Here is a 21657-nt window from a genome sequence, read left to right as displayed (position 1 = left end):
GATGGAGACCGGGCGCACACCGAAGCTGGTCGGGACGGTCTGGGGGCTGCTGATCCTCAACACGCTCGGCTCCACGGGGGCGGAGACCATCGTCCCGCTGCCCCGCTCGCTCATCCAGATGGTCACCATGGGCGCGCTGGCCGTCGCGTTCTCACTGGCGCTCGCGCTCAATCTCCGGCTGCGCGTGCGCGCCAGCGCCTTCCTGTTCCTGCTCACCCTGCTGCTGGTGCCGAGCCTGATCTCCAGCGCGGACCTGGAGTCCGGGTTCGGCGCGCTGTTCCGCTGTGCCCGGCTGGGCCTCTTCGTGGGCACCCTGTGGCTGCTCAGCCGCTGGTGGGACGGCGGCCCCACGTTCGTCCGGCACCACATCCGGATGTACTTCGCGGTGCTCTGCACGGTGGCCGCGGGTGCGCTCGTCTCACCGGGTGCGGCCATGCCCGACCTGTACGGCGGGCGGCTGGTCGGCGCCCTGTGGCCGCTCACCCCGCCCCAGATCGGCCAGTACGCCGCGGTGATCATCGGTCTCGCCCTGCTGCTCGTGCTGAGCCGCCAGACCGACCGGCGCAGCGCGGCGATGGTGATCGTTCCGTCCCTGCTGCTGCTCCTGCTGACCCATACCCGCACGGCCACGCTCGGTCTGCTCGTCGGCCTGACCCTCGCGATCGGCTCGCTCGCCCTCACCAGCGCCGCCGCCCGCCGGTTCTTCTCCTGGGCGGTGCTGTGCGCCGCGGTGGCCGCGGTGGCGTTCGCCTCCGCGCTGCACGCGTGGTTCCTGCGCGGCCAGAGCGAGGAGAACTTCAGCAATCTCACCGGCCGGGCCAAGGTCTGGGACGCCCTGCTGGCGGCCCCCAGGACGGCCGGCGAGAAGGTGTTCGGCATCGGCCTGGGCGACAAGTCGTTCGACGGGCTGCCGATCGACAACAGCTGGCTGGCCGTCTACCACGAGCAGGGTCTGATCGGCATCGCCCTGGTGGCGGCGTTCCTCGTCGTGCTGGGCGGCGTCGCGTTGCTGCGGCCGCCGTCCCCGGCGCGGGCCTGTGCGATCTTCCTGATCAGCTACTGCGCCCTCGCGTCGTACACCGAGGCGGGTCTGGGCGACGCCTCGCCGTACCTGCTGCACCTCGCCGTGGCCGCCTCGCTGCTGGCCTCGCCCGCCGCGGCCGCGCCCCTCACGACGCCCGAACCCCCGCGCCGACGCGTCCCGCGCTGGGCCCGCACCCCGGAGGTGACCTGAGCATGCACGTCCTCGTGGTGCACAACCGCTACAACTCGGCCCAGCCGAGCGGCGAGAACAACGTCGTCGACCAGGAGGTGGAGCTGCTGCGTGCGGCCGGCCACCGGGTGGGCCTGTTCGAGCGGCGCAGTGACGACATCGCCTCGCGGTCCCTGCTCGGCAAGGTCGCCGTGCCGCTCCTGGTGCCGTGGAACCCGGCGGTCCGCAGGGAGCTGGCCGACCGGCTGCGCACCGAGCGCCCGGACGTGGTGCACGTGCACAACGTCTTCCCGCTCCTGTCCCCGGCGGTGCTGGCGGCCTGCGCCGACGCCGGGGTCCCGGCCGTCGCCACGCTGCACAACTACACGCAGGTCTGCCCGCCCGGCACGCTCCAGCGCGACGGCCGGCCGTGCACCGAGTGCGTCGGGGCGGCGCCGCTGCCCGCCGTGCGGCACGGCTGCTACCGGAACTCGCGGCTGGCGACGGTGCCGCTCGCGGTCGGCCTGTCGGTGAACCGGCGGCGCTGGTGGTCCGGTGTGGAGCGGTTCTTCTGCATCTCGGCGGCGCAGCGCGAGGTCCTGGTGGGGGCGGGTCTGCCGGCCGAACGGCTGGCGGTGAAGCACAATTTCGTGCCCGACCCGGAGGCGCGCCGGGCCGGCCCCGGCGAGCACCTGCTGTACCTCGGCCGCCTCGCGGAGGCCAAGGGCGTACGGCTGCTCATGAAGGCGTGGGACGAGCTGGCCGCGGACGGCGGAGTGGGCGTCCCGCTCGTCGTCGCCGGCACGGGGCCGCTGGAACGCGAGGTGACCGCCTGGGCGGCGGGCCGGGACGACGTGCGCTACGTCGGCCTGTACGACCCGGAGCAGTGCAGGCGGGCCCTCGCCCGCTCGGTGGCCGTGGTGGCTCCCTCGACGTGGCTGGAGGCGTTCGGCCTGGTGGTCGTGGAGGCGATGGCGGCGGGGGTACCGGCCGTCGCCGCCGGGCACGGCGCCTTCGCCGAACTCGTCGACGACGGGGTGACCGGGCTGCTGCACCGGCCGGGCGAGGCCGCCTCGCTCGCGTCCCGCATCCGCCGGATCGCGGCGGAGCCGGAGCGCAACCAGGAGATGGGCCGGGCGGCCCGGCGCCGGTACGAGCAGGGCTTCAGCCCGGCCGTCGGCCTGGAGCGCCTGCTGGAGGGGTACCGCACCGCGATCGCGGGGCGGTCGGCACTGGCTCGCGGCGGGGACGTCCGCGCGGGCAGGGGGGATGGGGGCAGTAGATGACACGATGCCGACTCTGCGGTTCGGCGGCGATGGAGAGCGTCGTCGATCTCGGAGCGACTCCGCCGTGCGAGAGTTTCCTCGCCGCGGACCAACTGGACCGGCCGGAGCCGGCGTACCCGCTGCACCTGCGGGTGTGCACCGACTGCTGGCTGGCGCAGCTCCCCGCGCTGATCACGCCGGAGGAGACGTTCACGCAGTACGCGTACTTCTCCTCGTACTCGAGCTCCTGGGTGGAGCATGCGCGGACCTTCGTCACCGGCGCCGTGGAGCGGCTGGGCCTCGGCCCGGACTCCTTCGTGGTCGAGGTGGCGAGCAACGACGGGTATCTGCTCAGGCACATGGTGGACCGCGGGATCCGCTGCCTGGGCGTGGAGCCGTCGGTGAACGTCGGTGCGGCGGCGCGGGAGGCGGGGGTGCCCACGCTCACGGAGTTCCTGAGCCCGGACACCGGCGCGGCCGTGTCCGCCGAGCACGGCCGGGCGGACCTGGTGGTGGCCAACAACGTGTACGCGCACATCCCGGACGTGGTCGGCTTCACCCAGGGGCTGCGCGCGCTGGTCGCCGACGACGGCTGGGTCTCGATCGAAGTGCAGCACCTGCTGACCCTGATCGAGGAGAACCAGTACGACACGATCTACCACGAGCACTTCCAGTACTACACGGTCGCGTCCGCGATCCGGGCGCTGGCGAGCGGCGGCCTCACGCTGGTGGACGTCGAGCTGCTGCCCACGCACGGGGGTTCCGTCCGGCTGTGGGCCCGGCCCGCCGAGGTGGCGGGTGAGCCGAGCCGGCGGGTGACTGACGTGCTGGACCGGGAGAAGGCGGCCGGGCTGCGGGAGCTGTCCGGGTACACCGAGTTCTCGTCCCGGGTGGCCAAGGTGCGCCGGGACCTGCTGCGGTTCCTGATCGAGGCGGCCGAGCGCGGCGACACGGTGGTCGGCTACGGCGCCCCGGGCAAGGGCAACACGCTGCTCAACCACTGCGGCGTGCGGCCCGACCTGCTCGCGTACACGGTCGACCGCAATCCCTACAAGCACGGCAGATTCACTCCGGGCACCCGCATTCCGGTCCTGGCGCCCGAGCGGATCGCCGCCGACCGGCCGGACTACGTCCTCGTCCTGCCGTGGAACCTGCGCGACGAGCTGGTCGAGCAGCTCTCCTACGTGCACGAGTGGGGCGGCCGCCTGGTCTTCCCCATACCGGAACTGAGCGTGGTCGAGCCCGCGTCCGAGAAGGGCACAGCATGAAGGTCGTACTGTTCTGCGGCGGCTACGGGATGCGGATGCGCGAGGGCGCCTTCGACGACGTGCCCAAACCGATGGCGATGGTCGGCCCGCGGCCGCTGATCTGGCACGTCATGCGCTACTACGCGCACTTCGGGCACAAGGAGTTCATCCTGTGCCTGGGCTACGGGGCCCACCACATCAAGGACTTCTTCCTCAACTACGAGGAGACGACCTCCAACGACTTCGTGCTGCGGGGCGGACGGACCGAGCTGCTCTCCACCGACATCGCCGACTGGACGATCACGTTCGCGCAGACCGGCATCGAGTCGCCCATCGGGGAGCGCCTGCGCCGGGTGCGGCACCACCTGGACGGCGACGAGATGTTCCTCGCCAACTACGCGGACGTGCTCACCGACGCGCCGCTGCCCGAGATGATCGACTCCTTCGCCCGGCGGGACGCGGGCGCGTCGATGATGGTGGTGCCGCCGCAGTCCTCGTTCCACTGCGTGGACCTCGGTGAGGACGGTCTGGTCGGCGGCATCACCGCGGTGAGCGACCTGCCGCTGTGGGAGAACGGCGGCTACTTCGTGCTCCGCCAGGAGGTCTTCGACCACATCCCGGAGAACGGGGACCTGGTGGCCGACGGATGCACCGAACTGGCCAAGCGGGGGCGGCTGGTGGCGCACCAGCACCGGGGCTTCTGGAAGCCTACGGACACGGTGAAGGAGCGCGCCGCGCTCGACGCCGCCTACGCCCGGGGGGAGCGCCCGTGGGCCGTGTGGGAACGGGACGGCGCGACGTCGGCCGCCGGGGTGAGGACCGCGTGATACGGCTCGGGGCCGGGAGCCCGGAGCGGATCGTCGCGGTGGGCGCGCACTGCGACGACATCGCCATCGGCGCCGGCGGCACACTGCTGACGGTGTGTCTGGCGCGGCCGGGGGTGCGCGTCGACGCGCTGGTGCTCTCCGGCGGTGGCGGCGAGCGCGAGCGGGAGGAGCGGGCCGCCCTGGCCGCCTTCTGCCCGGGCGCCGACCTGCGGCTGACGGTGCTCAAGCTGCCGGACGGCCGGATGCCGGCGCACTGGGAGGAGGCCAAGGCAGCGGTCGAGGAACTGCGCGAGCGGACCGAGCCGGAGTTCGTGCTGTCCCCGCGCACCGACGACGCGCACCAGGACCACCGCGGTCTGGCGAAGCTGATGACCACCGCCTTCCGCGACCACCTGGTGCTGCGCTACGAGATCGTCAAGTGGGACGGCGACCTGGGCCGCCCGACGGCGTACCAGCCGCTGTCGGAGGGCGTCGCCGAAGAGAAGGTGCGGCTGCTGCAGGAGCACTACCCCTCGCAGCGGCACCGCCCCTGGTACGACCGGGAGGCCTTCCTCGGCCTCGCCCGGATCCGCGGCATCGAATGCCACGCCCGCTATGCCGAGGCGTTCGACGTCGCCAAACTCACTCTCAACCTGGGGGGTTGAACCTTGCGCGTACTGCTCACCGGACACCAGGGCTACCTGGGCACCGTGATGGCCCCGGTCCTCACGGCCGCCGGACACGAGGTCGTCGGCCTCGACGCCGGCCTGTTCGCCGACTGCGTCCTGGGCCCGGCGCCCGACGACCCGCCGGGGCAGCGGGTCGACCTGCGCGACCTCACGGCCGGGCACGTGGCGGGGGTGGACGCGGTGATCCACCTGGCCGCGCTCTCCAACGACCCGCTGGGCTCGCTGGCGCCGGAGCTGACCTACGACATCAACCACCACGCGTCGGTGCGGCTGGCCCGGCTGGCCCGCGACGCCGGGGTGCAGCGCTTCCTGTACGCGTCGACGTGCTCGGTCTACGGCGCCGCGGGCGGGGGCGACCTGGTGACCGAGGACGCCCCGCTGCGTCCGGTGACGCCGTACGCGGAGTCCAAGGTGCGGGTGGAGGACGAGCTGCACGCGCTGTCCGACGGCGACTTCAGCCCGGTGTACATGCGCAACGCCACCGCCTTCGGCTTCTCGCCCCGGCTGCGCGCGGACATCGTGCTGAACAACCTGGTGGGCCACGCCCTGCTGTCCGGCGAGGTGCTGGTGCTCTCCGACGGCACCCCGTGGCGCCCGCTGGTGCACGCCGCCGACATCGCCCGGGCCTTCGCCGCCGCGCTGGTGGCGCCGCGGGAGGCGGTGCACGACCGGGCGTTCAACATCGGCAGCGAGGTCAACAACGTCACGGTCGCCGAGATCGCCGACGAGGTGGCCGCGGCGGTGTCCGGCTCGAAGGTGGTCATCACCGGGGAGACCGGCGCCGATCCGCGCTCCTACCGGGTGGACTTCTCCCGCTTCCGCGCCGCGATCCCCGGCTTCGACTGCGAGTGGACGGTGAAGCAGGGCGCGCTCGAACTCGCCGACGCCTACCGCAGGCACGGGCTGACCCGGGAGGACTTCGAGCAACGCTTCACCCGCCTGGCCGTGCTGCGCGCGGCCGCTGAGACCGGCTCCGTCGACGACACCCTGCGGTGGCGCCGATGACCCAGGCCGGATGGGAGATGTACGCGCTGGTGGAGCGGCTGTACCCGCTGTGCCGGAGCATCACGGGCGACGGTGTGCGCGCGACCCTGGACATCGTCGACGAGTACATCCCCCTGCACATGCACGAGGTGCCGACCGGGACGCGGGTGCTGGACTGGACGGTGCCGCAGGAGTGGAACATCCGGGACGCGTACGTCGCCGACGCCACCGGCCGCCGGGTCGTCGACTTCGCCGCGTCCAGCCTCCATGTGCTCGGCTACAGCGTGCCGGTGTCGGCGACGATGCCGCTGGCCGAGCTGCGTCCGCACCTGCACACCCTGCCGGACCAGCCCTCCCTGGTGCCGTACCGCACCAGCTACTACCGGCCCGAGTGGGGTTTCTGCCTGGCCCAGGAGACCCTCGACGCGCTGCCGGAGGGCGACTACGAGGTCCGTATCGACTCCACCCTGGCGGACGGTCACCTCACCTACGCCGAGCACGTGGTCCCCGGCCAGGTGTCCGACGAGGTGATCGTCTCCTGCCACGTCTGCCACCCGTCGCTGGCCAACGACAACCTGGCCGGCATCGCGGTGGCCACGTTCCTGGCCCGGGAGCTGGCGGAGCGGAACCCGTACCACACCTACCGGTTCGTCTTCGCGCCCGGCACCATCGGGGCGATCACCTGGCTGGCCCGCAACCGGGAGCGGGTGGAACGGGTCAAGCACGGCCTGGTGCTGGCCTGCGCGGGAGACCCGGGGCATTTGACGTACAAGCAGAGCAGGCGCGGTGACGCGGAGATCGACCGGGTGCTGCGGCATGTGCTGACCGCCTCCGAACGACCGCACCGGGTCGTGGAGTTCACGCCCTACGGCTACGACGAGCGGCAGTACTGCTCGCCCGGCTTCGACCTCGGCGTGGGCTCGCTCACCCGGACCCCGTACGCGGGCTACCCCGAATACCACACGTCCGCGGACAACCTGGACTTCGTCTCCCCGGCGGCGATGGCGGACACGCTCGCCGTCTGCCGCGAGGCGTTCTCCGTCCTCGACCGCAACCGGCGGTACGTCAACCTCAGTCCGTACGGGGAGCCGCAGCTGGGAAGGCGTGGGCTGTACGACTCGCTCGGCGGCCGCAGCGACGCCAAGCAGGCCCAGATGGCCATGCTCTGGGTGCTCAGCCTCTCCGACGGCGAGCGCAGCCTGCTCGACGTCGCCGAGCAGTCCGGGCTGGGGTTCGACACCGTCGCCGCAGCGGCCGACGCCCTGCACGGCGCCGGACTCGTCAAGGCATGACGCCGATGACCGTCGAAGGGGAGAAGACGACGACACCGGCGCAACCCGCCCGGCGGGGCGTCGTCGGCAGGCTGTCCTGGGGGCTGGCCGACCAGGCGGCCTCCAGCCTGTCCAACTTCGTGGTGGGCATCTACGTGGCCCGCTCGCTGGGGCTGACCGCGTTCGGTGTGTTCAGCCTGGCCTGGGTGACCTACGGCGTGGTCCTCAACGTCTCCCGCGGGCTGGCCACCGACCCGCTGGTGGTGCGCTTCAGCGGCGTGCCCCAGTCGTCCTGGCGCGGCGCGGTGGCCCGGGCGTCGGGTGCCGCGCTGCTGGTCGGCGCCGCGATCGGCACGGTGTCCCTGGTCGCCGGGCTGACCATCGGCGGCCAGGTGGGAGCAGCGTTCGCCGCGCTCGGCGTCGTACTGCCGGGGCTGCTGCTCCAGGACGCCTGGCGGTACTCGTTCTTCGCCGCCGGCGTCGGCCGCAAGGCGTTCGTCAACGACGTCGTGTGGGCCGTCGCGCTCGTGCCTGCCATGGTGGTGGCGGCCCGGGTGGGCAGCGTGCCCGCCTTCCTCCTCGCCTGGGGCGGATCCGCCGCGGTGGCCGGGGTGTACGGCTGGTTCCAGTCCGGCATCAGGCCGAGGCCGGCCGGGGCGCGCGAGTGGCATCGCGACCACCGCGACCTCGGCTACCGGTACCTGGTCGAGAACGTCGGCGTCAGCGGCGCCGGCCAGATACGGGCGTACGGCCTCGGCGCGATCGTCGGCGTCGGTGCGGTGGGTGTCGTCCGTGGCGCGGAACTCCTGCTCGGGCCGTTCCTCGCGGTGCTGATGGGGCTGTCGCTGGTCACGGTGGCCGAGGCAGCGCGGGTGCTGCGCCAGGCACCTGGGCGGCTCGGGAAGTTCTGTTTCCTGCTCGGCGCCGGGCAGACCGTCGCCGCGCTGCTGTGGGGCGCGGCGCTGCTGCTGGTGCCGGACCGGCTCGGTGAACTCGTCCTCGGCGACGTCTGGAGCGGCGCCTCTCAGCTCATCGTGCCGGTCACGCTCAGCGTCGCGGGCGCCGGGCTCGGCACCGGCGCGGCGGCCGGGCTGCGCGCCCTGGCGGCGGCCCGGCGCAGTCTGCGCTGCCAGTTGTTCGCCTCCGCCTGCTACGTCGCGGGCGGGCTCGGCGGTGCGGTCGCGGGCGGCACGGTCGGTTCGGCCTGGGGCGCCGCCGCCGCGTCCGTCTGCGGTTCGGTCGTGTGGTGGCTGCAGTTGCGGGCCGCCCTGCGCGAGCGCGACCACCATCCCATTCCCGAAGTGAGGACCACATGACCCCCCACCCCCGGCTGAGCATCGGCCTTCCCGTCTACAACGGCGAGGAGTATCTGGCCGAGTCGCTGGACGCCCTCCTGGGGCAGACCTACGAGGACTTCGAACTGGTGATCTCCGACAACGCGTCGGCCGACGGCACCCAGGACATCTGCCGCCGGTATGCCGCGCAGGACTCGCGCATCCGCTACATCCGGCTGCCCCGCAACATCGGCGCCGCGCCCAACCACAACTACGTGTTCACCGAGTGCCGCGGCGAGCTGTTCAAGTGGGCCTCGCACGACGACCTCTACGCCCGGGACCTGCTGCGCAGTTGTGTGGCGGCGCTGGACGAGCGGCCGGAGGTGGTCCTCGCACACGCCGGCCAGGCCGTCATCGACGGCGACGGCAAGGTGAAGGTCCCCTACGAGTACGGGCTCGCCACCGACTCCCCGCGCGCTCCGGAGCGCTTTCGCAGCCTGCTCTTCGAGCCCGGGGGCGACGACTTCTACGGGGTGATGCGGTCCGCGATGCTGCGCCGGGTGAAGCCGCACGACAGCTACCACCACGCGGACCGCACCTTCGTCGCCGAGATCACCCTGCACGGCCCCTTCCACCAGGTGCCGGAGCTGCTGTACTTCCGCCGGGACCACCCCACCCGCGCCGAGCGGGCGAACCCCTCCAAGCGCTCCCGGTGCGTCAACCTGGACCCGCGCCGGGCGGGGCCGCTGCACCCGACACCCCGGCTGCTCGCGGAGTACGTCTGGGGCTTCGCCTCGGCGATCGGGCGGGCGCCGTTGTCCTCGGCCGACCGGCGTGCCTGCCACCGCCATCTGGCGGCGTGGATGACCAGCCGCGTCCGGCCGGGCGCCGGCGAGCGGGTCGAGGACCGCGCTCCCGTGGACCCGGACCGGCTCACCGTCTCCGTCGACGACCTGGTCGCCGGCCGCGAGGGAAGGCAGGCATGACCTCCATGCGCGAAAAGCCTTTACGCATTGGCGTGTTCGGCCTGTTCGGTGCCGGGAACAGCGGCAACGACGGGTCACTGGAAGCCGTGCTCGACCACCTCAGGGCCGCACATCCCGACGCGGTCGTGGACGCGATGTGCGGCGGACCCGAAACCGTCGCGACCCGGTACGGGGTTCCCGCGACGCGGCTCAACTGGTACCGCGGTGAGTACCGGACCTCTTCCCGCGCGAGCGCGATCGCCGCCAAGGCCCTGGGCAAGCTCGTCGACGTCTTCCGCACCGCCGCCTGGGTCCGCCGGCACGACGCGGTGATCGTGCCGGGCACGGGCGTCCTGGAGACCACGCTGCCGCTCAGGCCCTGGGGCTTCCCGTACTCGCTGTTCCTGCTCTGCCTGACGGGCCGGTTGTCCGGCGCCCGTGTCGCGCTGGTCAGCGTCGGCGCGGGCCCGATCGGCAACCGGGCCACCCGGGTCCTGACGCGCTGGTCGACGCGGCTGGCCGCGTACCGGTCGTACCGGGACACCCAGTCGCGCGAGGCGATGCGGGCGATGGGCGTCGACACCGCGCGGGACGAGGTCTACGCGGACCTGGTCTTCGCCCTGCCGGGGCCGTCCGCGAGCGAGCCCGTGGAGACGCGGGGCCCGGTCTGCGTCGGCGTGATGGACTTCCACGGCAGCAACGACGAGCGGGACGTGGCCGAGGAGATCCACCGGCGCTACCTCGACGGGACGACGCGGTTCGTCCACGCGCTGGTCGAGGAGGGCAGGCCGGTCCGGCTGCTCACCGGCGACGAGCTCGACCGGCCGGTGGCCGCCGCGATCGTCGACGCGGTGGGCTCGCCGCTGGTCACCGTCGCCGAGGCGGCCTCGCTCGCCGACCTGATGAAGGAGACGGCCAGTGCCGACACCGTGGTGGCGACCCGTTACCACAACCTGGTCTGCGCCCTGAAGGTCGGCACACCGACCCTCGCTCTCAGCTACTCGGGCAAGAGCGACGCGCTGATGGCCGAGATGGGGATGGATGCCTACTGCCATCCGGCCCGGGAGGCCGACGCCGACCGGCTGCTCGCACAGTTCCGCGAGCTGGAACGGCGGTCGGGCCCGGTGCGGCGCACCCTCTTCGAGCGGAACCTGGTCGTCGCCCGGCGCGTCGAGGACCAGTTCACCGCGCTGACCACGGCGCTGTTCCCGGCGACCGACCAAGCCCACGCCCTGCGGGAGGCACCATGAAGGCGACCGAAGTGCCGGAGATCTCCGGCGCCTACCTGTTCCGGTCCACGCCGCACGCGGACGCACGCGGATTCTTCTGCCGCACCTTCGACGCCGACGTCGTCCGCTCGGTGGGTCTCGACCCGGCCGCCTTCGTCCAGGACAGCGTGTCGCGCTCGGTCCGGGGCGTGCTGCGCGGCCTGCATCTGCGCTCCGGCGCCGGTGAGGCCAAGCTGGTTCGGTGCTCGAACGGGAGGATCTTCGACGTCGTCGTGGACCTGCGGCCGGACTCGCCGACCTATCTGGGCCGGGCGTTCTTCGAGCTGTCCGGCGAGACGCAGACGACGCTGTACATCCCGGCGGGGTGCGCGCACGGCTTCCAGTCGCTGACGGAGACCTCCGACGTCTCGTACCGGATCGACCGCCCGCACGACCCGGCCGAGGACGTGACGATCGCCTTCGACGACCCGGACCTCGCCATCGACTGGCCGCTGCCGGTGACCTCGGCGTCCGCCCGGGACCGGGAGGCGCCGAGCCTCGCCGACTTCCTCAAGCACAGGGAGGGATGAGCCCGAAGTGAACGCCGAAGAACTCGGCCTGCCCCGGTCGCGGCAGGCCAACGAGCGGCTGCACGCCATGGTCCCCGGCGGCGCGCACACCTACGCCAAGGGCGACGACCAGTACCCGGAGAACCTGGCCCCGGTGATCAGCCACGGCCGGGGTGCCCACGTGTGGGACGTCGACGGCAACCGCTACGTCGAGTACGGCTCCGGCCTGCGGTCGGTCAGCCTCGGCCACGCCCACCCGCGCGTGACGGAGGCCGTACGACGGGAGCTCGACCGGGGCAGCAACTTCGTCCGGCCGTCCATCGTGGAGGTCGAGGCCGCGGAACGGTTCCTGGCCACGGTGCCGACCGCGGAGATGGTGAAGTTCGCGAAGAACGGCTCCGACGCCACCACGGCGGCGGTGCGCCTGGCCCGCGCCGCCACCGGACGGCCCCGGGTGGCCGTCTGCGCCGACCATCCGTTCTTCTCGGTCGACGACTGGTTCATCGGCACCACGCCGATGTCCGCCGGGATTCCGGCGGCGACCAGCGAGCTGACCGTGGCGTTCCCCTACGGCGACCTGGCCGCCACGGAGGAACTGCTCGCCCGGCACGAGGGCGAGGTGGCCTGCCTGATCCTGGAGCCCGCCACCCACACCGAGCCGCCGCCCGGCTACCTCGCCGGTCTGCGCGAGCTGGCCGACCGGCACGGGTGCGTCCTGGTCTTCGACGAGATGATCACCGGGTTCCGGTGGTCGGAGGCGGGCGCCCAGGGCCTGTACGGCGTAGTCCCCGACCTCTCCACGTTCGGAAAGGCGCTGGGCAACGGGTTCGCCGTCGCCGCGCTGGCCGGGCGCCGGGAGCTGATGGAGCTGGGCGGACTGCGGCACTCCGGCGACCGGGTCTTCCTGCTGTCCACCACCCACGGGGCGGAGACGCACGCGCTGGCCGCCGCGATGGCCGTGCAGGGCACCTACGTCGAGGAGGACGTCACCGCGCGGCTGCACGCCCTGGGCGACCGGCTGGCCGCCGGTGTCCGGGAGGCCGCGGCGAGCATGGGCGTCGGCGACCACCTCGTGGTGCGGGGACGGGCCAGCAACCTGGTCTTCGCCACGCTCGACGACGACGGGCGGCCGTCGCAGCGGTACCGCACCCTGTTCCTGCGCCAACTCCTGGCGGGCGGGGTGCTGGCCCCGTCGTTCGTGGTGAGCAGCGCGCTCGGCGACGCCGACCTCGACCACACCGTGGACGTGGTGGCCCAGGCGTGCGCGGTGTACCGCAAGGCGCTGGACGCCGCCGATCCCACGCCCTGGATGGCCGGCCGGCCGGTGAAGCCGGTGTTCCGCCCCTTGGTGTGAGGCCGGGCGAACCGTGGAGGGGCGGCTCGGGGCGACGTGACGTCAGCGGCCCTGCTGCCGCCCGGCGTCGGCCCTCCGCCCGGACGGCCGGTCGGAGGGCCGGCCGGCCGTCCACTGGTCCGGCGGGTGGGCCGGGAGGCCGGCCGACCGGTCGGTCAGCCGGTCAGCCGTCCGGTCGACCAGCCACGCGGTGACCGGGAGCACCGCCAGCGCGGTGCACCAGCCGCCGAGGGTGTCGGTCGCGTAGTGGGAGCCCAGGGCTACCTGCGCCCAGCCCATGGTCGCGCCGGCCACCAGCCCCGCCGCGAACACGAGGGCCGTGCCGGCCACCCTGCCGAGACCGAGGCGTCCGGCCGCGAGCAGCGACACCATGAGGGCCATCGCGGTGAGGAAGGCGGTGTGCCCGCTCGGGTAGGAGAGGTTGTCGCCGTGGATGGTGCGCCCCACCACGGGTTTGAGCAGCGTCGTCGTCCCCACGGTCAGGCCTGCGCCGGTCACGACGAACACCGCCGCGCGCGGGTGCCGAAGCAGCAGGCAGCCGGTCACGACGGCCGCGACCAGCAGCACCGCCCCCGCGGGCTCCCCCAGGAAGTCCGTGACCACGGCGACGTGCCGCCACGGCGGCCCGACCCCGTCCACCGCCGCGAAGATCCGCATGTCCCACTCGCGCGGCTCGCTCTCGTCGGCGTACCCGACGCCGAGGACGAGGACCACCGGCGCGGCGAGGCAGGCGATCAGCCCGAGCCACACGCGCAGCCACGACGGCAGCACCGCGGGCCCCGGCCGGCCGGTCACCCGCCCACCGCCCCGGGCGGCCTGCGGTACTGTCCCACGTCCTCGTCCACTCCCCCGCTTCGCCCGGCTCGGCGGCGGTCGCGCCGGTCAGCCTCCGGTCGAGGCCACCGTAGTCGCTCCAGCGGGCCGGATAACAGCCGATTCGCGCCATTGCGCAAAGGGTGCCGCGAATCGTTCGGACGCGGTCGGCATGCGCGCGTCCTCACCCTTCCGCCCGGCCGGACGGTGCGGACGACGTGCGTCCGCGGGCTCTGCAGGCCGCGGCCTTGACGCGGTTGCGCACTCCCGCGGCCGCTTCGTTGACGACCTCGAGGCTCGGGATGTCGAAACGGCGACGGTCCGCGCCTGCAAGCCGGCGCCGGACGTCTACCGGCTCGCCGTCGACACCGCGGGGTGCCCGCCGGACCGCGTGCTCATGGTGGCCGCCCACGCCTGGGACCTCCGCGGCGGCCGGGTCTACGGCTTGCGGGCCATCCCGGCGGCGATGAGACGCTCCCAGACGGTCAACTCCCGTTCACCGCCGTCGCTGTGCGTCGCGGCGGTCGCCTCGGGACGCCACAGGGACGCCGGCACTATCCCCGGCTCCAGGATCTCCAGTCCCTCCAGCAGGGCCTCGATCTCCGCGTCCGTCCGCCACCGGCCCCGGCCGAACGTCTTCTGGAGGACCTTCTCGGCCTCCGCCGTCTCCGGGTTGTTCCCGGAGCGGAAGTGGCTGACGAAGAAGAGGCTCCCGGACGGCACTTGGCCGCGCCAGTAGCGGACGATCGCGGCGGGGTCCTCGTCGTCGTTGACGTGGTGGAGGATGGCGCTGAACATGACGGCGACGGGACGGTCGAAGTCGATCAGCTCCCGGGTGTCCGGGTGGCTGCGGATCCCCTCGGGGTCGCGCACATCGACGGGTACGAACCGGGTCCGGTCGTTCTCCTCCAGCAGCGCCCGCCCGTGGACGAGGACTTGGGGATCGGTGTCGACGTACACCACCCGGGTCTCCGGTGCCCGCCGTTGCGCGACCTGGTGCACGTTGTCGGCGGTGGGCAGGCCGCTGCCGAGGTCGATGAACTGGCGCACCCCGGTCCTGGTCACGATCTCCCCCACCGCCCGCGTCAGCGCCGCGCGATTGGCGAAGGCGATCGCCACCGAACCCGGGAGGTCGCGCTTGAACACGTCGCCGATCTCGCGGTCCGCCGCGTAGTTGTCCTTGCCGCCGAGCAGGTAGTCGTAGACCCGGGCGATGGTCGGCCTGGTGCTGTCGATGGAGGAACTCTCTCCCGTCATGGCACCCATCCTCTCCCGCGCGGAGGCACCCCGGCCACCACTTGTTTGACCTTCACACCGTGACAAGGTCTTCACTGGCTGCCCAGGAGGTGGTCCCGATGACCATGACGAGACAGGGCACGGATGCCCTGCGAGCGTTCGAGAGCCTGGCCGACCCGCGTGCGTCCGTGCGGCTGCGGGCGGCCCTCGCGGTCGGTACGGCACCGGACCCGCACTTCGTGGGCGGGCTCGTCGAGCGGTCCGCGGTCGAGCCGGAGTTCTTCGTCCGCGACATGCTGACCTGGGCGCTCACCCGCCATCCGGTGGCCGCGACGCTTCCCCCGCTGGTCCGTGAGGTGGGCTCGAAGCTCCCGCAGGCGCGCAGCCAGGCGCTGCACACCCTGTCCAAGATCGGGGACCGGCGGGCGTGGCCGGCGGTCACCGGGGCGGTGCTGTCCGACGCCGACGACGAGGTGGCGCGCAGCGCCTGGCGGGCCGCGGTCGTCCTCGTCCCCGGGGGCGAGGAGCAGGCCCTGGCCCGGGCGCTGGCCCCGCAGTTGGGGCGCGGCGACCGGGAGACGCAGCTGAGTCTCAGCCGGGCGCTGGTCGCGCTGGGCGAGGCGGCCGGGGCGGTTCTGGAGGCCGCGACGACCGCCCCCGCCCCGCACGTGCGTGCGCACGCCCTGGCCACGCGGCGGCTGCTGCGCGACCCGGACTCCGGGTTCGAGGCGGCGATCGAGGAGGCGAAGCGCGTCGTGGCCCTCGGCGGGTCCGGTCCCGAGGGAGACTAGAACGTGTTGATCGGTGAGGTGGCGCGACGGTCCGGGGTCAGTGCCCGCATGCTCAGGCACTACGAGTCGCTCGGCCTGGTGCGGCCCTCGGGCCGTACGGGCTCGGGATACCGGGAGTACTCCCGGGCGGACATCCGGCGGATCTTCCACATCGAGAGCCTGCGGTCGCTGGGGCTGTCGCTGCGCGAGATCGGCCGCGCGCTCGACGAACCCGGGTTCGCCCCCGCGGCACTCGTGGACGACCTCATCCACCGCACGCGTGAACGGATCGCGGCGGAGACGGAGTTGCTCACCCGGCTGCGCCGGATCGACGCGGCGGGCCCGGCCGGCTGGGAGGACGTCCTCCAGGCCGTCGCGCTCCTGCAGGCACTGGGCTCGAAGAGCGCGGACGCACGCCAGCGCGCGGCCCTCTCCTCCGTCCAGGACGCCTCGGTGCCCGTGGAGGCCCTGGTCGACGCGGCGCTGAGCGAGACGGACACCAACGTCGCCGGAGCCCTGCGCTGGGCGCTGGCACGATCGGGCGACGACGCCGCGGCACTGCTGGCCCGGGGCCTGGACTCACCGGTGGCGGAGGTGCGGGCGCGTGCCGTGCGGGCGCTCGCGGAGCTGTCCGGCGCCGAGGCCACCGCGCGGCTGCGGCACGCCCTCGACGGACCCGACGCCGTGGTCCGCGGGTGCGCGGCACTGGCGCTCGGGTCGCGCGGGGTGGGCGAGGCGGTGCCGGCGCTCATCGACATGATCGTGGCCGGACGGAACGACACCGACGCGGCCGACGCGCTGAGCGTGCTGGCGAGCGACACCGCGACGGCGGACCGGATCGCCGCCGGGCTCGTCGGCCGTGTCGCCGACGACACCACCGACGCGGCCGCGCGCGGCCGGCTGACGCAGGCGCTCGCGGGCATCCCGGGCACGCGGGCGTCCAGTGCCCTGGCGGAACTGTCCCGGGACGGGGACCGCGCCGTCGCGCTCACCGCGACGTATCTGCTGCGGCTGCGCGAGGAGCCGTAAATGCTTCGACAGTTCGCCTCCCACCGGGCAACATGGCCGCCCGTGACGAGCAGCCAACTGTGGACCCGTGAGACCGCCGACCGCTACGACGCCGAGGAGGCGGAGACCGGGATGGGCTCCGCCGCCGTTCTGGGACCGACCCTCGACTTCCTCGCCGAGCTGGCCGGGGACGGCCGGGCACTGGAGTTCGCCATCGGGACCGGACGCGTGGGCGTTCCGCTGCGGGAACGCGGCGTGCCGGTGGCGGGCATCGAGCTTTCCGAGCACATGGCGGCGGTCCTGCGGCGCAAGGCCGCCGAGGAGACGCTGCCGGTGACCCTCGGGGACATGGCCACGACCGTGGTGCCCGGCGAGTTCACTCTGGTCTATCTCGTGTACAACACCATCACCAACCTGCTCACGCAGGACGAGCAGGTCGAGTGCTTCCGCAACGCGGCCCGCCATCTGAGCCCCGGCGGCCGATTCGTCATCGAACTGGGTGTGCCACCGCTGCGGTTCCTGCCGCCCGGGCAGGTCGCGGTGCCGTTCGACGTCTCCGAGCGGCACCTCGGCTTCGACACCTTCGACCTGGTCGAGCAGATCCTCGTCTCCAACCACTTCACGCGCGACCCCCGCGACGGCTCCTACCGCCGGGACAACTCCCGGCACCGGTACGCCTGGCCGGCCGAGCTCGACCTGATGGCCCGGATCGCCGGACTCCGGCTGGAGCGACGCGTCGCGGACTGGGACGGGTCTGCGTTCACCGAGGACTCGGCGAAGCACATCTCCGTGTGGCGCAAGCCGGCCTGAGCCGCTCACGACGTGCTCCTTCGGGGCGGTGGGTGCAAAGACCTTCGAAAGGGGGCTCCGCCGTACGGTGGAGCCCCCGGCCGGTCCGGCACCGCGTCAGCGTTCGCCGGCGAACCAGTCCTTCTGCGGGGCCTTGGCGGCCAGCGCGCCGCAGTTGGAGCCGTAGTTCCAGGCCTGCAGGTTGTCGATGACGCCGCCCCACTCGACGCAGGCGCCGCGCGCGGACACGTACACCGGCCCGGCGTACGACCGGTAGTCACCCTCGTCGTACTGGTCCGCGCCGCTTTCGATGTTGCGCACGTAGGCCACCATGTACGTCGGTGCGCCCGTCTTGTTGCGGATGGTCACGGTGCAGTTCTTGCCCGTGGCCGAGTTGTAGGTGAGGTACACCGTGCCGGTGGAGCCGATCGGCATGGAGTTCACCACCTTGTAGCCGGAGCCGCAGACCCCGTTGTACGACGCGGTCGCGCCCGCGGTCGCCGCGCCGGCGGCGGGGGCCGTCACCAACAGCCCCGCCCCGATCGCCCCGACTGCGGTCAGCGTCGCCCCTACGGCTTGCATGGAACGCTTCATGGCACCTCGATCCGTGAATCGACTGGCCTCCCCTTGGTGTTGCTGAAGCCACCAGTTGAGACCTTTGCACCCCTTCGGGGGTTGTACGTCGTTGGCAGATGTTTACGACTGTTCGCGGAGAAGATCACCGCAGGGCCCCTTCGGTGCCCGGCGCCGGCAGCGCCAGATGGGCGAGGTCTCCCGGTGGTGGCGTGCTCACCGGCCACAGCGGGGCGGGCGTACCGTCGGCGACCGCGGCCGGGGCGTCGGTGAGCCGCATGCGCTCGCGCAGGCGGCCGTAGAAGTCCATCGGCCCCAGCCGCACCGCCCGCAGCCGGCGGGGAGCGGCGTAGACGCCGAGCCAGTCACCGGGATCGAGCACGCCTCGCAACTGCCCGTCGATGCTCACGGCGGCCCGGCCCGACCGTTCCAGGATCCGCAGCCCGACGGGCTCGTCCGGCGCGGTGACCACGGAGCGGTCGAACGTCATGTGCGGGGCCACCGCGGTGAAGACGAGCGCCTCGGCGCGGGGCGAGACGACCGGGCCGCCCGCGGCGAAGCTGTAGGCGGTGGATCCCGTCGGGGTCGCGACGAGCAGCGCGTCGGCGGAGTACGAGGCGAGCAGCCGGCCCGCGATGTAGACGCCGACGGAGATCTGCCGGTCCCTCGACAGCTTCTCGAGCACGACGTCGTTGAGGGCCGTGACGTTCAGGGCGATGCCCCACTCGTCGCCGCTCTCGCAGTCGGTCCGCACCCGCGGGGGCGGCAGCAGGGGTCCGCGCCCGTAGCGCAGGAGCGCTTCCATCTCCGAGGGGATCTCCAGGAGCCGGGAGGCACGCAGAGTGAGCAGCATCCGGCTCTCCGGCTCCAGCCCGCCGTCCCGGACGGCGTCGAGGGCGGAGCGCACCGCCGGGGCGGGCACCTCGGTCAGGAACCCCACTCGTCCCAGGTCCACGCCCAGGATCAGGGCGTCGTTCTCCGCCGCCAGCCGTGCGCCGCGCAGGAAGGTGCCGTCACCGCCCAGGGTCACGACGAGGTCCGGGTCGCCGGCCGCGTCCACCTCCTCCCGGGCGCTGTGCCGGCCGGCATCGCTCCACACGTCGATGTCCGTGCAGGCGACGGCGTTCGCGTCGCACCACTCCCGGACTTCCCGGGCCGCTTCGGCGGCGCCCTCGCGACCGCCGTGGACCACGAGTCCGACCCGCTCGATCGTCACCACTGCCTCCTGCCGCCGGGCCGTGCTCCTGGAACCGCGATCGACGAAATCCTCGCCGACCCCCGTGGCGGGGCGGGCCGCGACATGCCGGGGCACCCTCGCCCGTCCGGCGAGTCGCGCGCCAGGTACCGAGTAGGTACCATGCCGGTATGCCATCACTGAACGTGACCTTCACCGAGGAAGAAATGGAAGGCGTCCGCGCTGCCGCCGCAGCCGAGGGCAAGAGCCTGAAGCAGTACATGCACGACCTCGGTGTCCGCGAGATGCAGCGCAAGCGGTTCGTCGCCGGGGCCGTCTCGTGGGCGGACCGGCTGCGCGCCGAGTTCGACGAGGCCTTCCCGGACGAGATCCCCCCGTCCCAGCGCGGCGAGGGAGTCACTGCCGCCTGATGAGCGAGCCCCTGTACATCGACGTCCCCTGGCTCCTGGACGTCCAGGACGCCGCTCTGGACAACGAGGACGTGTCGGTCACGGACTACTCGGCCCTGGTCGCGGCGGTGGCCCGGCACAAGACCCGGATGCCTACGCTGGCCGCGTCCAATCCCGACAGCGCCTGGCGCGCCGCCGCGCTGCTGCACACGGTGGTGCGGCTCGAACCGCTCCCCCACCGCAACAGCCTCTTCGCGGCCTTCGTCACCGGTCAGTACATGGACCAGTCCGGGGAGGGAATCGACCCGCCCTACGGGGCCCTGTCCGACCTGATCAGAAAGGTCCGCGAGACCCGACTGAGCATCTACGACATCGCCGGCGTGCTCCGTTCCTGGCGCATCTGACCTCCGGGTGTCCAGCGTCCGGAGCCGTCACATCCCGCGCCAGATGTTGTCGAACGCCGCTTCCTCGATGCTGCGGCGCTGCCGGATCGCGGCCAGTTCCACCACGGCGTCGTTCACCGCGGCGAGCACCATGGCGACCCCGTCGTCCTCGGGATCCGCCACCTGGTCCGCCGACTCGTGCCGGACGCCCACGGCGGCGGCGAGACCCGTCAGCACGGGGTCTGTGCCGGACCAGCGGTCGGTGGCGCGCCGGTGGGCCGACGGATCGGCCGGGGCCGGACGGCCGGTGCCGCCGCGCGCGATCCGTCGCGGGCGCTTTCGGCCGCCCTCGTCCGCTCCCGCGGCCGCGAGGTACTGCGCCGCCAGCCCGTCGCCCCGGCGCCACAGCCAGTCCGTCACGGACTCGGCCGGGTCCGCGCCGAGCAGCGACGCCGCCGCGTCGAGGAGCCGGTCACCCGACGCGGCCCGCGACACCGGCCGCAGCAGGACGCCGTCCAGCGCGACCGTCCCCGCCTCCATCAGGTCGATCAGTTCCGCTCCGGCCAGGGCCAGCGACAGGTCGCCGCGCTCGACCGGATAGTCGGAGGGGACCTCGAGAGAGACGATCGTCAGGTCGTGCGCCGTGGTCATGCGGATCTCCACATCTGTCAGATCTGCTGCGACACGCCGGCCGCGATGCCGTTCAGCCTACCCACGGCCCCAGCTTCTCGGGGTTGCGGACCACCCAGATGCGGGTGACGCGGCCGTCGGCGACGTCGAAGGCCGCGACGGTCGTGACGGCGCCGTCGCGCCGGGCCACCAGGCCCGGTACCCCGTTGACCGAGCGCTCCAGGAGTTCGAGTCCCGGGGCCTTGCCGGCGATGGCGGCCATGTACTGGGCGATGCGGGCACCGCCCTCGATCGGGCGCAGGGCGGTGCCGGCCATGCCGCCGCCGTCGGCGGTCATGACCGCGGCCGGGTCGAGGAGGTCGACGAGGGCCGCGATGTCCTTGCTCTGCCACGCCTCCTTGACCTGGCGCACCACGTCGGCCCGCACCGCGTCCGGCGTCTGCGGAGCCGGCGCGCCGCGCACCCGGCGCCGGGCCGAGGCCGCGAGCTGCTTGCAGGCCGCGGGGGTCCGGCGGAGGATGCCCGCGATGTCGGCGAAGGGGTAGCGGAAGACGTCGTGGAGGACGAAGGCGACCCGCTCGGCCGGGGTCATCGACTCCAGGACGACGAGGAAGGCCATGGTCACCGACTCGTCCAGGACCATCTGGTCGGCGGGGTCGGCGCCGTGGCCGTGGCCCCGCTCGGCGTGGGCGGGGAGCGAGTCCGGCAGCCAGGCGCCGACGTAGCGTTCCCGCCGGGCCCGCGCCGAGCCGAGCGCGTCCAGACAGACTCGGCCGGTCACGGTCGTCAGCCAGGCCCCCGGGGACACGATCTCCTCCTGCCGGCTCCGGGGCAGCGCGTACCAGCGTGCGTAGGCCTCCTGCACGGCGTCCTCGGCCTCGGCGAGCGAGCCGAGCAACCGGTAGGCGACATTGATCAGTTGACGCCGTTCGCCGACCGTCGCGTCGGTACTCGTCCCAGCCGTCCCCATGCCCGACCGCCCCCTCGCCTTACCTTTCGCCGGCCCGCGTCGTCGGGCTGGTGAGACCTTACCGATCCACTGCCCCC

At 73.0% G+C, this 21657-nt stretch carries 23 protein-coding genes and 1 pseudogene; 18 read left to right on the top strand and 6 right to left on the bottom strand.

The window, feature by feature from the left end:
• The first annotated feature begins 1 nt into the window (after position 1).
• From ACFV9J_RS12600 to ACFV9J_RS12545, 12 genes are read left to right on the top strand one after another with little or no spacing between them, the layout of a single operon-like run.
• Positions 2 to 1234, top strand: coding sequence for an O-antigen ligase domain-containing protein (locus ACFV9J_RS12600; RefSeq protein ID WP_385353306.1), 1233 nt, complete (start codon positions 2 to 4; stop codon positions 1232 to 1234).
• 2 nt (positions 1235 to 1236) lie between these two features.
• Positions 1237 to 2478, top strand: a complete 1242-nt coding sequence (locus tag ACFV9J_RS12595) for a glycosyltransferase (protein WP_385353304.1) — start codon at positions 1237 to 1239, stop codon at positions 2476 to 2478.
• Positions 2475 to 3725, top strand: a complete 1251-nt coding sequence (locus ACFV9J_RS12590; protein ID WP_385353302.1) for a class I SAM-dependent methyltransferase — start codon at positions 2475 to 2477, stop codon at positions 3723 to 3725. Before ACFV9J_RS12595 ends, ACFV9J_RS12590 begins: the two co-directional genes overlap by 4 nt.
• The gene (locus ACFV9J_RS12585; protein ID WP_385353300.1) at positions 3722 to 4531 is read left to right on the top strand and encodes a glucose-1-phosphate cytidylyltransferase; all 810 of its coding nucleotides are present in this window, start codon (positions 3722 to 3724) and stop codon (positions 4529 to 4531) included. Before ACFV9J_RS12590 ends, ACFV9J_RS12585 begins: the two co-directional genes overlap by 4 nt.
• Complete coding sequence (locus tag ACFV9J_RS12580) at positions 4528 to 5175, top strand: PIG-L deacetylase family protein (RefSeq protein WP_385353298.1); 648 nt, start codon at positions 4528 to 4530, stop codon at positions 5173 to 5175. The genes ACFV9J_RS12585 and ACFV9J_RS12580 overlap by 4 nt, the downstream gene beginning before the upstream one ends.
• A gap of 3 nt (positions 5176 to 5178) precedes the next feature.
• Positions 5179 to 6204, top strand: coding sequence for an NAD-dependent epimerase/dehydratase family protein (locus tag ACFV9J_RS12575; RefSeq protein WP_385353296.1), 1026 nt, complete (start codon positions 5179 to 5181; stop codon positions 6202 to 6204).
• Positions 6192 to 7475: a DUF4910 domain-containing protein gene (locus tag ACFV9J_RS12570; protein WP_385353294.1), complete on the top strand. Its 1284-nt coding sequence runs from the start codon at positions 6192 to 6194 to the stop codon at positions 7473 to 7475. Before ACFV9J_RS12575 ends, ACFV9J_RS12570 begins: the two co-directional genes overlap by 13 nt.
• A gap of 5 nt (positions 7476 to 7480) precedes the next feature.
• Positions 7481 to 8770 carry a hypothetical protein gene (locus ACFV9J_RS12565; protein ID WP_385353292.1) on the top strand — a complete coding sequence of 430 codons (1290 nt, stop codon included), beginning with the start codon at positions 7481 to 7483 and terminating at the stop codon, positions 8768 to 8770.
• Positions 8767 to 9714, top strand: a complete 948-nt coding sequence (locus tag ACFV9J_RS12560) for a glycosyltransferase family 2 protein (RefSeq protein ID WP_385353290.1) — start codon at positions 8767 to 8769, stop codon at positions 9712 to 9714. The genes ACFV9J_RS12565 and ACFV9J_RS12560 overlap by 4 nt, the downstream gene beginning before the upstream one ends.
• Positions 9711 to 10943: a polysaccharide pyruvyl transferase family protein gene (locus tag ACFV9J_RS12555; protein WP_385353288.1), complete on the top strand. Its 1233-nt coding sequence runs from the start codon at positions 9711 to 9713 to the stop codon at positions 10941 to 10943. Before ACFV9J_RS12560 ends, ACFV9J_RS12555 begins: the two co-directional genes overlap by 4 nt.
• Positions 10940 to 11491: a dTDP-4-dehydrorhamnose 3,5-epimerase family protein gene (locus tag ACFV9J_RS12550; protein WP_385353286.1), complete on the top strand. Its 552-nt coding sequence runs from the start codon at positions 10940 to 10942 to the stop codon at positions 11489 to 11491. The genes ACFV9J_RS12555 and ACFV9J_RS12550 overlap by 4 nt, the downstream gene beginning before the upstream one ends.
• 7 nt (positions 11492 to 11498) lie before the next feature.
• Positions 11499 to 12824 (top strand): glutamate-1-semialdehyde 2,1-aminomutase, encoded by a 1326-nt coding sequence (locus ACFV9J_RS12545; RefSeq protein WP_385353284.1) that lies wholly within the window; start codon positions 11499 to 11501, stop codon positions 12822 to 12824.
• Positions 12825 to 12866: 42 nt separating this feature from the next.
• Here ACFV9J_RS12545 and ACFV9J_RS12540 read toward each other — a convergent pair whose 3' ends face one another.
• The gene (locus ACFV9J_RS12540) at positions 12867 to 13619 is read right to left on the bottom strand and encodes a phosphatase PAP2 family protein (protein ID WP_385353282.1); all 753 of its coding nucleotides are present in this window, start codon (positions 13617 to 13619) and stop codon (positions 12867 to 12869) included.
• Between the two features lie 310 nt (positions 13620 to 13929).
• Here ACFV9J_RS12540 and ACFV9J_RS12535 point away from each other — a divergent pair.
• Positions 13930 to 14088 (top strand): annotated as a pseudogene (locus ACFV9J_RS12535) (HAD-IA family hydrolase); the annotation flags it as partial.
• On the opposite strand, the gene ACFV9J_RS12530 reads toward ACFV9J_RS12535, so the two are convergent.
• A complete protein-coding gene (locus ACFV9J_RS12530; protein ID WP_385353280.1) occupies positions 14076 to 14894 on the bottom strand; it encodes an SAM-dependent methyltransferase in 819 nt (272 codons plus the stop codon). The pseudogene ACFV9J_RS12535 and the gene ACFV9J_RS12530 sit on opposite strands and share 13 nt — an antisense overlap.
• Before the next feature lie 98 nt (positions 14895 to 14992).
• On the opposite strand from ACFV9J_RS12530, the gene ACFV9J_RS12525 reads away from it, so the two are divergent.
• The 3 genes from ACFV9J_RS12525 to ACFV9J_RS12515 are packed head-to-tail and all read left to right on the top strand — an operon-like array spanning position 14993 to position 17461.
• Entirely contained in the window at positions 14993 to 15664 is a 672-nt protein-coding gene (locus tag ACFV9J_RS12525) for a HEAT repeat domain-containing protein (protein ID WP_385353277.1), read from the top strand.
• Positions 15665 to 15667: 3 nt separating this feature from the next.
• The gene (locus ACFV9J_RS12520; RefSeq protein ID WP_385353275.1) at positions 15668 to 16672 is read left to right on the top strand and encodes a MerR family transcriptional regulator; all 1005 of its coding nucleotides are present in this window, start codon (positions 15668 to 15670) and stop codon (positions 16670 to 16672) included.
• A 42-nt stretch (positions 16673 to 16714) separates the two neighbouring features.
• Positions 16715 to 17461, top strand: coding sequence for a class I SAM-dependent DNA methyltransferase (locus ACFV9J_RS12515; protein WP_385353273.1), 747 nt, complete (start codon positions 16715 to 16717; stop codon positions 17459 to 17461).
• Positions 17462 to 17557: 96 nt separating this feature from the next.
• On the opposite strand, the gene ACFV9J_RS12510 is transcribed toward ACFV9J_RS12515, so the two are convergent.
• Both ACFV9J_RS12510 and ACFV9J_RS12505 read right to left on the bottom strand, forming a co-directional pair.
• The gene (locus tag ACFV9J_RS12510; protein WP_385353573.1) at positions 17558 to 18022 is read right to left on the bottom strand and encodes a spore-associated protein A; all 465 of its coding nucleotides are present in this window, start codon (positions 18020 to 18022) and stop codon (positions 17558 to 17560) included.
• A 136-nt stretch (positions 18023 to 18158) separates the two neighbouring features.
• A complete protein-coding gene (locus tag ACFV9J_RS12505) occupies positions 18159 to 19229 on the bottom strand; it encodes an NAD(+)/NADH kinase (RefSeq protein ID WP_385353271.1) in 1071 nt (356 codons plus the stop codon).
• A gap of 149 nt (positions 19230 to 19378) precedes the next feature.
• Here ACFV9J_RS12505 and ACFV9J_RS12500 point away from each other — a divergent pair, with 149 nt between their 5' ends.
• Complete coding sequence (locus tag ACFV9J_RS12500) at positions 19379 to 19618, top strand: hypothetical protein (RefSeq protein WP_003978454.1); 240 nt, start codon at positions 19379 to 19381, stop codon at positions 19616 to 19618.
• Positions 19618 to 20001, top strand: coding sequence for a toxin Doc (locus ACFV9J_RS12495; RefSeq protein ID WP_385353268.1), 384 nt, complete (start codon positions 19618 to 19620; stop codon positions 19999 to 20001). The genes ACFV9J_RS12500 and ACFV9J_RS12495 overlap by 1 nt, the downstream gene beginning before the upstream one ends.
• A gap of 27 nt (positions 20002 to 20028) precedes the next feature.
• On the opposite strand, the gene ACFV9J_RS12490 is transcribed toward ACFV9J_RS12495, so the two are convergent.
• Complete coding sequence (locus ACFV9J_RS12490) at positions 20029 to 20631, bottom strand: GPP34 family phosphoprotein (RefSeq protein WP_385353266.1); 603 nt, start codon at positions 20629 to 20631, stop codon at positions 20029 to 20031.
• 52 nt (positions 20632 to 20683) lie between these two features.
• Positions 20684 to 21580, bottom strand: coding sequence for an RNA polymerase sigma factor SigJ (sigJ, locus tag ACFV9J_RS12485; protein ID WP_385353264.1), 897 nt, complete (start codon positions 21578 to 21580; stop codon positions 20684 to 20686).
• Between the last annotated feature and the right edge of the window lie 77 nt (positions 21581 to 21657).

Origin of the sequence: Streptomyces sp. NPDC059906, assembly GCF_042730645.1 — a bacterium.
Classification (GTDB): Bacteria; Actinomycetota; Actinomycetes; order Streptomycetales; family Streptomycetaceae; genus Streptomyces; species Streptomyces rubrogriseus.
This window is presented reverse-complemented; position numbering and strand designations above follow the sequence as displayed.